The following is a 14,894-nucleotide window of genomic DNA, read 5'->3' on the forward strand; positions in this document are numbered from 1 at the left end:
ATTTTGAAGACTAAATTTTTACTATTTTTAACGGCTTTTATCTTGGTGGGATGCAGCTATAAGCCGGTCTCAAAGATAACCAGCGACATAATGGGCGAGCGCGTTTACGTAAACGTGCTTATAAGTAAAGAAGAACCTAAAAACAGCGTTTGGATAAAAGACAGCGTGCTTGAGGGCATCGTAACTAGGCTGGGAAAACGTATAAGCGACGATAAAAATGCGCCTACGTCTATAACCGTGTCGATAAAAACGCTCAGTTATCAGCCCTTGCTTTTTGACGAGTACGGCTACGTGACGTCTTATAAGGCGATTTTGGCGTTAAATTTCGACACCAGGTTAAAGAGCGGCAAGACGCTATCGGTGACTACTTCGGGCGAGCATGACTTTACCGTATCGCAAAAGATAAGAGATACTAGATTTGCCGACGGCGTCATCAGCGAAAGCGATAGATATAATGCCGTAAAACAGGCTTCTCAAGAGGCTTTTGACGAGTATATCGCTACGCTTGCCGTAAAAGGTCTAAAGCGTGGCGACTAGCGTCAATCAAGTCATAAAAGAGACTATCCAGACTATAAAAGAGCGCGGACTCGTGCTAACTCCGGATAACTACGCCGAAGTTTTTTGCGAGACGGCAAAAAAAAACGGCGTTATAGTGCCTGATTGTCAAAAGCTAGAAAAATACGTCGGCAGACTAAATGATGAATTTAAGGCGCAGCTAAAACAAAAAAACGTAAAAAGCGTGGACGAACTTTTTGCTTTTATGGCCTCTAGGTTAAATTCCCCCAGCCTCGTCGAGTATCCAAAGCTAGTAGCCGCGCTATGCGCTATGAGTAAAAAAGTACTTCAAGCAGCGGCCGCGCTACATAACAAAAGCGCAAGAAAGCTGGCAGAAGCCAGTATCGAGGCGCTAAACAGACGCACCGACGCTCAAACCGCCGATAGAATAAAAGATAAGTGGTTTGATTTTTTGACCGATTACGACGACAGCTTTTTAAAAAGGCTTAACGACTACGGGATAAAAAAAACGGATGATTTAGCGGAGATGGTCGCAGAGCTTGACGGCGCGATTAGGAGCGCAGGAAGCGCCGGAGCGTGCGAGGAGTTCGTCTCGCTTTTGACGGCTACGCTAGAGCCGTCCATCACCGATAAAATAATCGGCGACATAGATAGGATAACTAAAAATTTAAAAGACGAGCCTAGGCTGCTTGAAAGCTTAAAATTTAGAAACGATATAAAAAATTTAACCAAAAAACGCATCGAGCTGGATAAGGCCGAAATCTCGAGCAAGATAGCCGCGCTAGATAAGGTACTAGAGGGCATAGACGGGCGAATTTTGAGGCTCATAGACAGCTCCAAGGACGGCTCTGATAAGATGGGGTTTATAAGGCGCGATTTGGGTCTAATAAATTTAAGCAAAGATAGCTTTGAAGGCATCAGAGATAAGATGCTGGGTATCGCGGATATGCTTGACGGCGAGATCAGGCAACTAGGCGAGCAGATGATGAGCGATCAGCTAACGATAAAAGAGCTACAAGAAAAAATAAGCGCTCTTGAAACCCAGCTAGAAGATGCAAAAGCGCAGAGCAGAGAGGATTTTTTAACCAAAACCGCGACGAGAAAAGCGTTTGTCGAGGAGTTAGAGAGATTTGAAAACGAATATCTAAAAAACGGACTTGACTACTGCGTATGTTTTTTTGATATAGACCATTTTAAAAAGATAAACGACGCGTACGGCCACGATGCGGGCGATACCGTAATAGCTAGCGTAGCCAAAACGCTGTTAAAAGCCTCGCGAAAAGAGGATATCGTAAGCAGGTACGGCGGCGAGGAGTTTGTCGTTTTACTACCGGGCTTAAGTTTAGAGCAAAGCGTGGAATTTGCCGGTAGAGTCAGAACTACGCTTAAAAACTCAAAATTTTTATATAAAGAAGAGCGTATCAGCGTTACGATTAGCTGCGGCGCGGCCGTACGTAGCGCGTATCAAAGCTCGGCGGCGGCGCTCGAGGCTTCGGACAAGATGCTTTATGAAGCCAAGCAAAACGGCAGAGATCAGGTGATGCCTAAAATTTAATGAAACTAGAATATTTTTTAGAAAACAAACCCCTTTTTTACAAGGAAATCAACCGCGCGCGCATGCCAAACACCTTTAAATTCGTACAAGACGCGTTTAAAATACCAAAAATCATCCATATTATCGGCACGAACGGCAAGGGCAGCACCGGGCGATTTTTGTCGCAGATGCTCGCTCTCGGCCATAGCGTCGGACACTATACGAGCCCCCATATTTTCGAGTTTCGCGAGAGATTTTGGATGAACGGCGCCGTAGCTAGCGCGGATGCGCTCGAGACGGCTCACGAGAGGCTGATTAAAATTTTGCCTCCCGAGGTCGCGCGCGCGCTTTCGTATTTCGAGTACGCGACGTTGCTTTGCGCTCCGCTTTTTGAGGGGTGCGACTTTTTCGTTTGCGAGGCTGGCGTAGGCGGCGAATTTGACGCTACGAACGTGTTTGACAAGCGCCTTAGCCTCTTTACTCCGATCGGTTTTGACCACACGGCGCTGCTGGGCGATACACTAGAGCAGATAGCGACGACTAAATTTAACGCGATGGCGGACGTTGCTTTGATGAATGATGATATGAGCGAGCTTTGCGTCGGTATCGCGCGAAAAATCGCCGATAAAAAAGGTGCGATGCTCAAATTCGCTTCCCAAAATTTGACCAACGAGGATAAAAACGAGATTAAAATTTACGCGGAGAAATTCGGCTTGCCCGAGTTTTTGCGCTCAAATTTGACTCTCGGCTCTTCGGCGTTTAAGGAGCTTGGATTTAGCTTAAATTTATCAAATTTAAGCGCACTAGATCTAAGCGGACGCTGCGAAAAGATCGCGCCAAACGTAACGATCGACGTCGGACACAACGAGATGGCGGCGCAAGCTCTCGCGAAAAAATTTGCGGGCAAAAAGCTAAATTTGATCTTTAACGCCTTTGCCGACAAGGACATAAAAGCCGTAATAAAGGCGATCAGGCCAATCGTCAAAAAGACCTACATCATCGAGTACGAGACGCCGGGCCGCGAGCTTGCGACGGAGCAGGTAAAAGAGGCTTTGCGCCAGCTCGGTATGGAGTTTGCGGACTTTACGGACGTGCGTGCGGACGAGGAGTATCTGGCGTTCGGGTCGTTTTACCTCGTGGAAGCCTTCTTGAAAAGGTACCGCGGTGCAAAGTGAGGTTTTTGAGTATTTTTTAAACGGAGGCGATGCGCAGCTACTCGTCTGCGAGGACGATAAGGAGGCTATCGCGGCTCTTAGCGCAGCGGAATTTGCCGGGCTTAAGGTCTTTAGATTGCCTGATTTTAGAGCGCGCGAGGGCGATGATCTGCGCAGCTTTAGCACCGAGCTTTTCGAGTTATCATCCGAGCTGGCCAAATTTTACGAATTTGAGGGCAAAAAGCTCCTTATTAGCCCCGTTTGCACGGTTCTAAACAAACTTCCCGGCAAAAAACACCTACAAAAACTTACTCTAAATTTCGGCGATAAAATCGATCCAAAAGAGCTAGCCCAAAAGCTACTGCGCTTTGGCTACGAGGCGGTGGGTATTGTGGAGAGTGAGGGCGAGTTTTGCGTTCGCGGCGAGATTATAGATATTTTTTGCGTCGGCGCGCAGGAGCCAAACCGTATTTTGCTATTTGACGACGAGATAGAGAGTATCAGGCACTACAGCACGCAGACGCAAATTTCAAACAAAACCGAGTTAAAAAGCGTTGAAATTTCGCCTTTCATCGCGGCTCTTGGCGAAGCCGAATTTGAAAAAACCTCCGAAAAAATAAAAGAGATCGAGACCGACGCGCTAATCAGCGATCTAAAGACGCTTGGATTTTGGGCGATAGAGGGATTTATCGATTATACGCGCGAATTTAAAACGGTTTTAACGAAAAAATTTGACGGCTTTGAGCGGGGTCTAGGCGAGGTGGCAAATTTGCCCGTATTGCCCGCGGCTAAAGTTTATAAAGACTTAAGCGTAACTTTAAACGCCGATTTTTTCGAGCTTAATAAAAATAAAAAAATCAAAGTTTTAGCGCGTAACGAGGGGCTTTTTAACGCATTAAATTTGAGCGAATACAAAAACGTAGAGTTCGTGCAAACCCAGGCCGCGTTAAATTTGGTTTCACCAAGCGAAATCATCGTCTCGCTAAATAAATTTGAAAAGAAAAAGCGCGCCAAAAAACCGAGTTTAGCGATCGACGAGCTAAAGGCGGGCGACTACGTCGTGCACGAGGAGTACGGCATCGGTAAATTTACTGGACTTGAAAAGCTAACCGTGCTAGGCAGGACGCGCGAGTTTGTCGTGATCGTTTATCAAAACGAGGACAAGCTGCTTTTGCCCGTCGAGCATCTAAATTTGATCGATAGATACGTCGCAAGCAGCGGCAGTATAGCGGTTTTAGACCGCTTGGGTAAGGCAAATTTCGCCAAGATAAAAGAAAAAGTTAGAGCCAAGCTTTTCGTTATCGCGTCAAAGATTATTTCACTAGCCGCGCAGCGCGAGCTCATCCGCGGCGAGATCATCGAAAAAGACGATGCGGAATATCTAAATTTCTTACAAAATGCGGGCTTTGCCTACACGAGAGATCAGGAGCGCGCATCAAGCGACATCGCAAACGACCTAAAAAGCGGCAAGGTAATGGATAGGTTGCTTAGCGGCGACGTGGGATTTGGCAAGACAGAGGTCGCGATGAATGCGATATTTAAGTGCGTAAAATCGGGCTTTCAGGCGCTATTTTTCGTGCCGACGACGCTTCTTAGCTCGCAGCATTTTAAAAGCCTAAAAGAGCGGCTGGGTAAATTTGACGTTAGCGTCTTTAAGCTTGACCGCTTTACGAGCGCGAGGGAAAAATCAACCGCGGTTAAGGCGCTAGAGAGCGGGCAGCCTTGCGTTTGCGTGGGTACGCACTCGCTTTTATCGGTAAAGCCCTCAAATTTAGGCCTCATCATCATCGACGAGGAGCATAAATTCGGCGTCAAGCAAAAAGAAAAACTAAAAGAAATCTCAAGCGCCTCGCACGTGCTATCTATGAGCGCGACGCCGATACCGCGTAGCCTAAATATGGCGCTTTCAAGCGTCAAAGGCTACTCGGTGCTACAAACTCCGCCAAGCTCGCGCCTAGACGTGCGAACCAGCGTGCGCGAGTGGGACGAAAAGGCGGTAAAAGAAGCCATCATGCGCGAACTGCGCCGCGGCGGGCAAATTTTTTATATCCACAACCATATCGCCACGATGCCTCAGGCAAAAAAGCAAATTTTAGAAATAATGCCAAATTTACGCATCCTCACGCTACACTCCAAGATCGACGCCAAAACGACCGAAGAGGAGATGATGAAGTTTGAAAACGGCGAATACGACGTGCTACTAAGCACCAGCATCGTAGAAAGCGGCATACATCTACCAAACGTAAACACCATCATCATCGAGAGCGCGAATAAATTTGGTATCGCAGACCTGCATCAGCTACGCGGACGCGTCGGCAGGAGCGACAAGCAGGCGTATTGCTACTTCCTTGTCGAGGATAAAAACGCCCTAAGCGCGGACGCTCTAAAACGCCTAGTTGCGCTTGAGAGCAACTCGTTTTTAGGCTCGGGCAGCGTGCTAGCCTATCACGATCTAGAAATCAGAGGCGGCGGCAACCTAGTGGGCGAAGCCCAAAGCGGCCATATCGAGGCTATCGGCTACTCGCTCTACATCAAAATGCTCGAAGAAGAGATAAATAAACTGCTAAATAAAGAGAGCTTTGAGAGTGCGAAAATCGATCTGAAACTCAGCATAAACGCGTTTTTAAACTCGGAGTTTATAGGCGAGGATAGGCTGCGCCTGGAGCTTTATAGGCGGCTTAGCAAGTGTAAAGAGGTGGCCGAGGTTTACGAGATAGAGAGCGAGATCGAGGATAGATTCGGCAAGCCCGACATCTACACCAAGCAGTTTTTAAGCCTCATTATAATTAAAATTTTAGCGATAAAAGCGGGCTTTAAAGCCATCTCAAACGCCGAGCAAAACATCGCGCTAACCGCACAAAACGGCGAACAAACCAGACTAAGATCAAAGAGCAAAGACGATGACGACGTGATAGAGGAGATATTGATCTACCTTAGAAAACTAAATAAAGGACGGGCGGAGAAATGATAGACTGGAACACGACTGCCGCAGCGATTTATCGGCGAAAATTTGGAGCATTAAAAGGCGTGATAGACGTTGATTTTACGCAGCTTGAGGGGCTTGTCGGGATCGAAAAACAAAAAGAAGAGCTCGTAGAAAATACGCGAAATTTTTTAGAAGGCAAGGGTGCTAATCACGCGATACTCTGGGGCGCGCGAGGCTGCGGTAAAAGCAGCCTGGTTAAAGCCGTTTTTACTAAATTTTACCCCGAGGGCTTGCGGCTAATCGAGCTAAAAAACGACGAGCTAGAGATGATACCCGAGATCATTTACGAGATCAGGGATAGCAGCTTTAAATTTATCATTTTTTGCGACGATCTTAGCTTCGAGGCAGGGGATATGAGCTATAAATTTTTAAAACCCGTGCTTGAGGGCTCGATCGAAAAAGCGCCTAAAAACGTGCTAGTCTACGCCACCTCAAACCGCCGCCACCTGATCAGCGAACTAAAAAGCGACAACGAGGGCGCAAGAGTCGGCGAGACGGAGCTGCACTATAGCGACGCGGTCGAGGAAAAGATCGCGCTTAGCGATAGATTCGGGCTTTGGCTTAGCTTTTATCAGGGCAGTTTTACGGACTATCTAAAGATAGTTGATTTTTATTTTAAAGATTTCGTGGGCGACAGAGCGATGCTTCACGAGCTAGCCAAACAATACGCCCAGCTTCGCGCGAGCCGCTCTGGACGCACCGCAAGGCAGTTTTATCTAAGCTATAAAGATAAAATTTGATGGCAAATTTAACTAGAGTGGGATTTGTCGGCGACATCGTCGGACGCGCGGGACGAAGCGCGGTTATACAAAATTTGCCCAAATTTAAGCGAGAATTTGAGCTTGACTTTATCGTCGCAAACGCCGAAAACGCAAGCGGAGGCTTCGGTCTCACCGCGACAAACGCGCACGAGCTGCTGGGCTGCGGTATCGACGTGATCACGGGCGGCAACCATAGCTTTGATAAAAAAGACGTAGTCGCGCTGATGGACGCCCTGCCTATCATCCGCCCGTATAATCACTTCGCTGGAACTGCGGGGCGCGGCGCGATAAATTTGAGCAAAGACGGCAAGAGTCTAAGCGTAGTAAATTTGATGGGGCACTACGGCTTGCCGCATACGAATAACGCCTTTTTAGAAGCCGAGCGTGCGCTAGAAGAGTGCGAGAGCGAAAATATCCTCATAGACTTTCACGCCGAGGCTACGAGCGAGAAAAATGCGTTTTTTAGGCTATTTTGCGGGCGTGTGGGAGCCATAGCCGGCACTCACACGCACGTTGGCACCGATGATTTGCAGATAGTTAGCGGCACCGCATACGTGAGCGACGTAGGGCTTAGCGGGGCGTTTGACGGCGTCATCGGCATGGACGCGGAGGCGCCCGTGAAGAGCTTTTTAACGGGGCTTAAGCACTCTTTTAAGGTAAATGAAAAATGCAGGCGAATCTTTCAAATGGTCGTGTTTGAATTTGACAGCGGGCGCTGCGCGGATGCCTTTAAGGTCCGCGTGATAGACGGAGTTAGCGAGCCTTTGGTGCAGCGAGCGGTGACGCTTTAACGTGAAAACCAAGCGTAAATTTATGCAACCAAGCGCGTATTTTAGGCTATTTTTGGCCATGCTTTGCATAGGGTTTGCCGCTGGCGCTGGCGCTGCGGCGCTAACTGAGGTCATACATTTTGCCGAGTTTTTGGCATTTGGTCGCGCAAAGAGCGATTTTGGCGTCACCCCTGATCAAGTTAGCGCATTTAGGCGTTTTGCGGCGGTTTTAGCTTGCGGGGCGATTGCTAGCGTAGGTTGGTACTTTTTGCATAAATTTAAACCGTTCTTAAGCGCTGGCGAGATAATCGAGGGCAAAAATCCTTCGTTTGCGTCAAATTTAGCTCATGCGTTTTTGCAGGTTTTTACCGTAGGTCTGGGCGCTCCGATCGGCAAGGAGGTCGCTCCGCGTGAGCTTGGCGCGCTGTTTGCGTCAAAAATTTGCGCCTTTTTCGCTCTTGATGCAGCTTGGTGTCGCACTCTTGCGGCTTGCGGGGCTGCAGCTGGGCTTGGTGCGGTTTATAACGTACCCTTTGCCGGAGCGATTTTCGCGCTTGAGATTTTGTTAAAAAGCTTTGATAAAAGGGCGGCTTTGGCGGCATTTGGCATCTGCGCGGTCGCTGATTTTACGGCGAATTTTAGCGTACCCCGCGAGGCTATTTACGTCGTTAGCGACTTTAAATCAACGCCTGCAAACCTTGCGCTAGCCGCATTTGTAGGCGTTATAGTCGGCATGACGGCTAAATTTTATCAAGCAGGCGTCGCTAGAGCCGAAGCAAACCGCATAAAAGACGGTAAAATTTTGATATTTTTACCGCTTGCTTTTGCGGTTACGGCGCTTGCGGGCGCGTTTTTACCAGAAATTTTGGGCAACGGTCAAGCTGCGGCGCAAACGGCTTTTAACGAACAAATTTCAGCCCTTTATGCGCTTGGTTTGCTAGCGGTAAAGGGCGTTTGCGTACTTGCGCTTTTAAAATGCGGCGCATACGGCGGTACTCTTACGCCCAGTTTCTCGCTAGGCGCGCTTTTAGGGCTTTGTTTGGGTCTTACGGCGGCGAATTTCGCGCAGGTAAATTTAAGCGCGGCGGCTCTTTGCGGAGCGGCGGCGTTTTTGGCGATAAATTTAGACGCACCCTTTACGGCATTTGCGCTGGCTGCGGGCTTTTGCGATATAAATCTAAGCGCCGCTACAGCCGTAATGCTAAGTATCGCTTGCGCAATGGGCGCTAGAAATCTACTCTCAAAATAAAAAGGAAAAATATGGATAGCACGCAGTTTTTTTTGGCGCTAAAAAACGCGGGCGTAAAGGCTGACGCAGACGGCCCTCTTTGGTGGCCGGGAGCCGGGACTTTTGAAGTCGTAGTCGGCGCCGTTTTGATACAAAACACCAACTGGAAAAACGCCGATAAAGCGCTAAATAACCTAAAAAACGCAAATTTGATGAGCTTTGAGGGCATCGTAAAAACTCCCGCGGCCGAGCTTGCCTTACTCATAAAACCAAGCGGCTTTTACAACACCAAAGCAAAACGCCTAAAAACGGTTTGCGAGGCGATTTTTAAAAAATTCGGCGATTTTGAAAATTTCAAAGAAAACGTGAGCCGCGAGTGGCTGCTTGGCGTCAAAGGTATCGGTGCGGAGAGCTGCGACGCGGTGCTTTGCTACGCGTGCGGGCGCGAGGTTATGGTCGTAGATAGCTACGCTTTGCGGATTTTGAGCTTTTTGGGGTATGAGTTTGAAAGCTACGAAGAGGCGCGCGAGTGGCTAGAAGCCGTAGATAGCGAGCAAATTTGTAAAGCATACGGACGCGAGCTAGAGATGAATGAAATTTACGCCAAATTTCACGGCAAGATAGTGGAGTTTTGCAAGGCGCACTTTAACGGCAAGAAGCTGGACGAAGCGGGAGAGAAAATATTAAAAAATCTCGCATAATTAAATATTTTTTATATAAATATTTTAGTTGTATTTATTAAATTTAGATACTATTACGCAATTTTTAACAAGGAGTCAAAAATGGTATATGAAAATATAATCCACACCGTCGGCAAAACGCCCGTAGTTAAAATAAATAGCGTGCATGAAGATGGCATGGCTGAAATTTACGCAAAGCTCGAATTTTTTAATCCGGGCGGATCGGTAAAAGATAGAATCGCCGCAAGTATGATCCTTGGAATGCAAAAAGAGGGCACGCTGAAAAAAGGCGACGTCATCGTAGAGCCTACCAGCGGCAACACCGGCATCGGCGTAGCTATGGCGGGCGCGGCTTTAGGCTTTAAAGTCGTGCTAGTAATGCCTGAAACCATGAGTATCGAAAGACGCAAGCTACAAGCGGCGTTCGGCGCCCAGTTTGTGCTAACCGAGGGCGCAAAGGGTATGAAAGGCGCGATCGAAAAGGCAAACGAACTCGTACGCGAAAAAGGCTACGTCATGCTAAGTCAGTTTGAGAATAAATTTAACCCGCAGGCTCACGAGCTAACGACTGCAAAAGAGATAATGGACGACTTTAAGGAGCTTGACGCATTTGTAGCGGGTGTAGGTACAGGCGGCACGCTAAGCGGCGTAGCTAAGGCGCTGAAGGCAAACGGATATAATACTAAAATCATAGCCGTCGAGCCAAACGACTCTGCCGTGATCTCGGGCGAAAAGCCTGGACCGCACAAGATCCAAGGCATAGGCGCGGGCTTTATCCCGGCTACTCTTGATACCTCTTATATCGACGAGATAGAGCGCGTGGAAAACGATGAGGCTTTTGACGCCGCTAGGAAGCTGGCAAAAGAAGAGGGCGTGCTGTTAGGCATTTCAGGCGGTGCGGCTTTGGCTGCGGCGATAAAGGTCGCAAAGAGACTAGGCAAGGGCAAAAAGGTGCTTTTCGTAGCTCCCGATAACGGCGAGAGATACCTTAGTACCGCGCTTTACGAGGCGTGAGTTGGGCTTTATCGCTGAGCTAAACGAGCTAGTCGCGACCGTACGCGAGAAAGACCCCTCGGTGGCATCGTGCTGCTACGGGGCCATTCTCATAAACACTCCGGGCATCCACGCCGTCGTTTTTCATAGAGTAGCGCACTTTTTGTACGTTAAAAATTTACGTTTTTTAGCGCGCTTTATCTCGCAAATTTCGCGATTTTTAACGGGCATCGAGATACATCCGGGAGCCAAGATCGGCAGGCGGCTTTTTATCGATCACGGTATGGGCGTAGTTATCGGCGAGACTGCAGAGGTGGGCGATGACGTGCTGATATATCATCAAGTGACGTTAGGCGGCACGGGTAAGGAACGCTGCAAGCGCCATCCGACCGTAAAAAACGGCGTCACGATAGCAGCCGGCGCAAAAGTGCTGGGAAATATCCTAATCGGCGAAAACGCCAAAATCGGCGCAAACTCCGTCGTACTAAAAAACGTGCCGGATAACGCTACGGTCGTAGGTATCCCCGCTAGGATAGTACGCATAAACGGCGAGCGAGTCGGCGAATAGATAAATTTACTCTGGTCCGTATTTTTATAATCTCGCTCATTTTTTAGCTTGATCATAAAATTTAAAAATTAAATTTTGCTTTTTATCCTAAATTTATAGCATTTCATGAGTTTTTATTTTGCATCCCTTTTTTTATGCGCGTTTAAGCCGTATTTTTGGCGCGGCGGCTAGTCGTTTTTATTCATAAATAATCGTTTTTGCGCCCTAAAACCGTTTTTAGGCTTGCGGTACGCTAAGATAAGCTCATCGCGCCGGTTAGGCTTGGCTAAATTTGAAGACAGCGTCGGCCGCCGCTTGATTTGATAAGCGTAAATTTTTATAAATTTAGCGAGTTTGTTTTTGATTTTAGCAGACGGCAAGGGCGTTTAGAAGCGGAGCATTTTTGAGTGATAAAATTTTTGGCTGGTAATTTTTGCTATATAAATTCGGATTTTATCTGCTTTAGGCCTCATGCTTAGCAAAAATTTCTTGCACTATTAAAATTTAGGCAAAAAAGCTTGCTAAATTTAACCAAATTTTACCGCCCGGTTTTATTCGTCGTTTTAAAATTAGGCATTGCATCAAGCGCCTGCAAGTATGCGGTTTTGTTCGGACGTAGATTTTATTGCTAGAGCGGTGAATTCCGCCTTGTTTGCAGCTTACGGGTTTTATCTAGCCGACGTAAAATTTTGCGTTACGAACTTTTTTATCGTGATTAAATTTAAAGCCGTTTTGTCTGTTCTTATCAAATTTAACGAATTTTGGTATAAAAACGTATCAAAACCGAGTTTTTAAGCCGAAGCTTATGCGCAAAATTTCGCGTTTTTTCGGTTTTACGGATTGTCGTCCGTGAGATGCGGCAAGCTTGGGTTTTGGGTTTTTAGTCGCTTTATCGTCTTGGCCGATTTGCTAAATTCTATTAGATCCTCGACCGTTTTTACCTCGCTAGGAAGCTTTTGCAGTGAATATTTAAAAATTTCAGCCGCCGCGATAGCGTCGTTAAGGGCTCTGTGGTGGGCGTTATTTATGCGTAAAATCTCTTTTAGCGTACCTAGGCCGTATTTTGGCGAGGCGATAGTACGGCGGGCTAGGTCGATCGTGCAGAGTTTGCGGTTTAGCAGCTCCCCGTATCCTAGCGCCTCCAGCGTCGCGCTGATAAAGCCGTAGTCAAAGCGGACGTTGTGTGCTACGAAAACGCTCTGACCCAAAAAGACCTTAAACTGCTCCATGACGAAGGCTAGGCTAGGTGCGTTTTTTAGGTGTTCTGCGGTGATTCCTGTTAGTTCGCTGATATTTTCCGGGACGTAGGGCGCGTACACGAATGTTTCAAATTTGCCGATTATTTCGCCATTTTGTAGCTTTAGTGCGCCGATTTCTATGATCTGGCCGCTATTTATGCCGCCGCTGGTTTCTATATCCACGACGCAAAAAATTTGATCTTTTATCTCATTGCGCCGCGTTTTTAGCTCGATTTGGTTTTTTGCGGTGCGGGTTATGTCAAGCCCCAGCGCGCGCCACATCTGCACGTCGCGAACATCAAAAAGCTCGGCGTATTCGTCCATTTGCTTGGTTGCGGCGACGAAGTCCGCGTAGGGCACGTTTCGCTTAGCGATGACGGCTAGTAAATTTTCAAAATCTTGGTTCAAAACTCGAGCTTTAGCGAGCGGATAGAGTGCTCGTATGAATTTGACGAAAATATATAACTGCCCGCCACGACGATATCCACGCCCGCTTCATCGAGCTGCGCTACGTTTAGCCCTGTCACGCCGCCGTCTACTTCGATCATGCATTTAGCGTTTTTGCGTTCGATCATTTCGCGCAAATTGCAGGCTTTTTCGAGCACCGAAGGGATAAATTTTTGACCGCCAAATCCCGGATTTACGCTCATTAGCAGCACCATATCGACCTCGTTTACGATGTGCTCGATCGCCGAGATCGGAGTATGCGGGTTTAGCACGATAGCAGGCCCTACGCCGTGGCTACGGATGTGATCTATTAGGCGTAGCGGGTGCTTTTCCTCCTCGATGTGAAAGCTTAAAAATTTAGGCTTCAGAGGCAAAAAAAGATCGGCGAAAAAGGTATTATTTTGAACCATCAGATGTATATCTAGCGGCTTTGTAGCAGCCTTGGCTACGGCGTTTACTACGACGGGGCCGATGGTTAAATTTGGCACGAAATGCCCGTCCATCACGTCAACATGTACAAGATCGGCTCCGGCTTCGCAGATGGCCTCGATCTCAGCCCTTAAATTTCCAAAATCCGCCGATAAAATACTAGGCGCTACATACATTTTTTATCCTTTATTTACTTAGAAAAAATATCGCATCCGAGCCGTCTATATCAAGCCGCACCAAGACGCCTCGGTTTTTATTGTTTTCGTCTTGAGTTACCTCTAAGATATGCGGCAGGGTAAAGCTCACGGTTATGCCCTGCCTGGCTAGCTGCGATTCGATGCGGTCGCAAATAACGCTTAGTAGATCGGCATACGCTTGAGATAGGCTTAAATTCTCGCTATTTTGGAGTAAAATTTTACACATCTTTTTGATATCGTTTTTTTGTAGGCATAGGATAAATTTAGCCTCCAGATCTCCGTAAAACGCGACTGAGCCGATATTAAATTTACCTTCTTGGCAGCTAAAACGCTCTATGGCGGTGCTTATTTTCGTAACCGTAGAACCGGACATTGAGGCTAGAGTGTCCGTTACCGTCGCTAAGAGGCTCGGCAAGGCGTTTATGATATCTTTGGTGAGATTTTTGGGCCTTTCTTCTCCAGATCCGCCCCCGCCCGCGATAGTACCGTCGTCTTCGTAAAATTCGCCAAGGCTCTTATAAACCAAGATGCCGTAGTCCTCAAGGTCGTTTTTTAGGACTTGAGACGTGCTGGCTAGTTTTAAGCCGCATACGACGATAGCGGCTCCATACTCGGCGCAGACGGTAGAGAGCTTGGCTAAAAAAGATACGCCGTGGATATTTATTGAGCTTGATTTACTCATATCAAAGACAAAAAATTTAAAGCCTATTTTTAATGAATTATTAAACGTCTTTTGGTCAAAATTATTTATGAAAGCCGAGTCAATAAAGCCCTCTAATTCGTATATGACGACATTTTCTTTGAGCGTGGTTTTTATGTCTTTTTTACTTGATTTTATCTGCGTGAGATAGACTGAATACTCAAAGTTTTTATGAAGGCTTTTAAATTCTTTTAGATCCTTAGCTATCGTCGGGATATAGCCGATGCCCGAGAGCTTAAGGGCGATTTGGCGTTTTTGGTCGGCATCGTCGTTAAAAACTATGATGCGTCTATTTGCGTATTCTGGTTTAAACTCTCCCCAAAATAGCGCCGCTACGTTTGCGGTCTCGAAAAAAGATAAATTCGTCATGCCCTTTGACATTCTTTTAAGTGCTTTAAATTTAACTTCGTTATAGTCGCAAAAGCCTACGCTAGCGCCGTTAAATGCGGCTAGCTTTAAAACGGCTTCAAGGATTAGATTAAAACCGATTTTATTAAAATAAACGGCGTTTTTAAGGGATATTAAGATGTAGCGAGGGGATTTTTGGCGAATAGAATTTATATTTTTTTCGCTGATTTCATACTTAGATACGTCTCCGTCAAGAAAGCCCAGAGGATAAAAAATGGCCGTATCGTCTTTAAATTTTAATCTCATAAAACGCCTAGAAATTTCCCGATTTATAGCAGGGTTTAAATTTGCCCGCAGATCTCGTAA

General features: G+C 46.9%; 13 protein-coding genes. 10 read left to right on the top strand and 3 right to left on the bottom strand.

Translation table 11 applies throughout. From position 1 onward, the window contains the following. The first annotated feature begins 3 nt into the window (after nucleotides 1-3). The 10 genes from QZ157_RS03430 to cysE all read left to right on the top strand — a co-directional run bounded on the left by QZ157_RS03430 (nucleotide 4) and on the right by cysE (nucleotide 11,190). Entirely contained in the window at nucleotides 4-537 is a 534-nt protein-coding gene (locus tag QZ157_RS03430) for a penicillin-binding protein (RefSeq protein WP_295141834.1), read from the top strand. Next, the gene (locus QZ157_RS03435; protein ID WP_295141836.1) at nucleotides 527-2,071 is read left to right on the top strand and encodes a diguanylate cyclase; all 1,545 of its coding nucleotides are present in this window, start codon (nucleotides 527-529) and stop codon (nucleotides 2,069-2,071) included. The genes QZ157_RS03430 and QZ157_RS03435 overlap by 11 nt, the downstream gene beginning before the upstream one ends. Next, nucleotides 2,071-3,225 (top strand): bifunctional folylpolyglutamate synthase/dihydrofolate synthase, encoded by a 1,155-nt coding sequence (locus tag QZ157_RS03440; RefSeq protein WP_295141839.1) that lies wholly within the window; start codon nucleotides 2,071-2,073, stop codon nucleotides 3,223-3,225. The genes QZ157_RS03435 and QZ157_RS03440 overlap by 1 nt, the downstream gene beginning before the upstream one ends. After that, nucleotides 3,215-6,172, top strand: a complete 2,958-nt coding sequence (mfd, locus tag QZ157_RS03445; RefSeq protein ID WP_295141841.1) for a transcription-repair coupling factor — start codon at nucleotides 3,215-3,217, stop codon at nucleotides 6,170-6,172. The genes QZ157_RS03440 and mfd overlap by 11 nt, the downstream gene beginning before the upstream one ends. Further along, the gene (locus QZ157_RS03450; RefSeq protein WP_295141844.1) at nucleotides 6,169-6,930 is read left to right on the top strand and encodes an ATP-binding protein; all 762 of its coding nucleotides are present in this window, start codon (nucleotides 6,169-6,171) and stop codon (nucleotides 6,928-6,930) included. Before mfd ends, QZ157_RS03450 begins: the two co-directional genes overlap by 4 nt. After that, the gene (locus QZ157_RS03455; protein ID WP_295141846.1) at nucleotides 6,930-7,742 is read left to right on the top strand and encodes a TIGR00282 family metallophosphoesterase; all 813 of its coding nucleotides are present in this window, start codon (nucleotides 6,930-6,932) and stop codon (nucleotides 7,740-7,742) included. The genes QZ157_RS03450 and QZ157_RS03455 overlap by 1 nt, the downstream gene beginning before the upstream one ends. Nucleotide 7,743: 1 nt before the next feature. Beyond that, nucleotides 7,744-8,970 carry a chloride channel protein gene (locus QZ157_RS03460; RefSeq protein ID WP_295141848.1) on the top strand — a complete coding sequence of 409 codons (1,227 nt, stop codon included), beginning with the start codon at nucleotides 7,744-7,746 and terminating at the stop codon, nucleotides 8,968-8,970. Between the two features lie 11 nt (nucleotides 8,971-8,981). Next, the gene (locus QZ157_RS03465; RefSeq protein WP_295141850.1) at nucleotides 8,982-9,650 is read left to right on the top strand and encodes a 3-methyladenine DNA glycosylase; all 669 of its coding nucleotides are present in this window, start codon (nucleotides 8,982-8,984) and stop codon (nucleotides 9,648-9,650) included. Between the two features lie 81 nt (nucleotides 9,651-9,731). Next, entirely contained in the window at nucleotides 9,732-10,643 is a 912-nt protein-coding gene (cysK, locus tag QZ157_RS03470; RefSeq protein WP_295141851.1) for a cysteine synthase A, read from the top strand. Nucleotide 10,644: 1 nt separating this feature from the next. Continuing rightward, nucleotides 10,645-11,190, top strand: coding sequence for a serine O-acetyltransferase (cysE, locus tag QZ157_RS03475; protein WP_295141853.1), 546 nt, complete (start codon nucleotides 10,645-10,647; stop codon nucleotides 11,188-11,190). An 812-nt stretch (nucleotides 11,191-12,002) separates the two neighbouring features. Here the strand turns inward: cysE and QZ157_RS03480 are convergent. From QZ157_RS03480 to QZ157_RS03490, 3 genes are all read right to left on the bottom strand, one after another. Beyond that, entirely contained in the window at nucleotides 12,003-12,815 is an 813-nt protein-coding gene (locus QZ157_RS03480) for a 3'-5' exonuclease (protein ID WP_295141855.1), read from the bottom strand. Beyond that, nucleotides 12,812-13,459: a ribulose-phosphate 3-epimerase gene (gene rpe / locus QZ157_RS03485; RefSeq protein WP_295141858.1), complete on the bottom strand. Its 648-nt coding sequence runs from the start codon at nucleotides 13,457-13,459 to the stop codon at nucleotides 12,812-12,814. The genes QZ157_RS03480 and rpe overlap by 4 nt, the downstream gene beginning before the upstream one ends. Nucleotides 13,460-13,469: 10 nt before the next feature. Further along, the coding region (locus tag QZ157_RS03490) for an STAS domain-containing protein (protein ID WP_363147696.1) at nucleotides 13,470-14,894 on the bottom strand (1,425 nt) is incomplete at its 5' end.

Origin of the sequence: uncultured Campylobacter sp. (genome assembly GCF_905372745.1) — a bacterium.
Lineage (GTDB): Bacteria > Campylobacterota > Campylobacteria > Campylobacterales > Campylobacteraceae > Campylobacter_A.

Bases quoted from the DNA above. Each gene is read 5' to 3' on its own strand.
- QZ157_RS03440 (WP_295141839.1), top strand. From the start codon at position 2,071: ATGAAACTAGAATATTTTTTAGAAAACAAACCCCTTTTTTACAAGGAA.
- QZ157_RS03450 (WP_295141844.1), top strand. From the start codon at position 6,169: ATGATAGACTGGAACACGACTGCCGCAGCGATTTATCGGCGAAAATTT.
- QZ157_RS03455 (WP_295141846.1), top strand. From the start codon at position 6,930: ATGGCAAATTTAACTAGAGTGGGATTTGTCGGCGACATCGTCGGACGC.
- QZ157_RS03465 (WP_295141850.1), top strand. From the start codon at position 8,982: ATGGATAGCACGCAGTTTTTTTTGGCGCTAAAAAACGCGGGCGTAAAG.
- cysK (WP_295141851.1), top strand. From the start codon at position 9,732: ATGGTATATGAAAATATAATCCACACCGTCGGCAAAACGCCCGTAGTT.
- rpe (WP_295141858.1), bottom strand. From the start codon at position 13,459: ATGTATGTAGCGCCTAGTATTTTATCGGCGGATTTTGGAAATTTAAGG.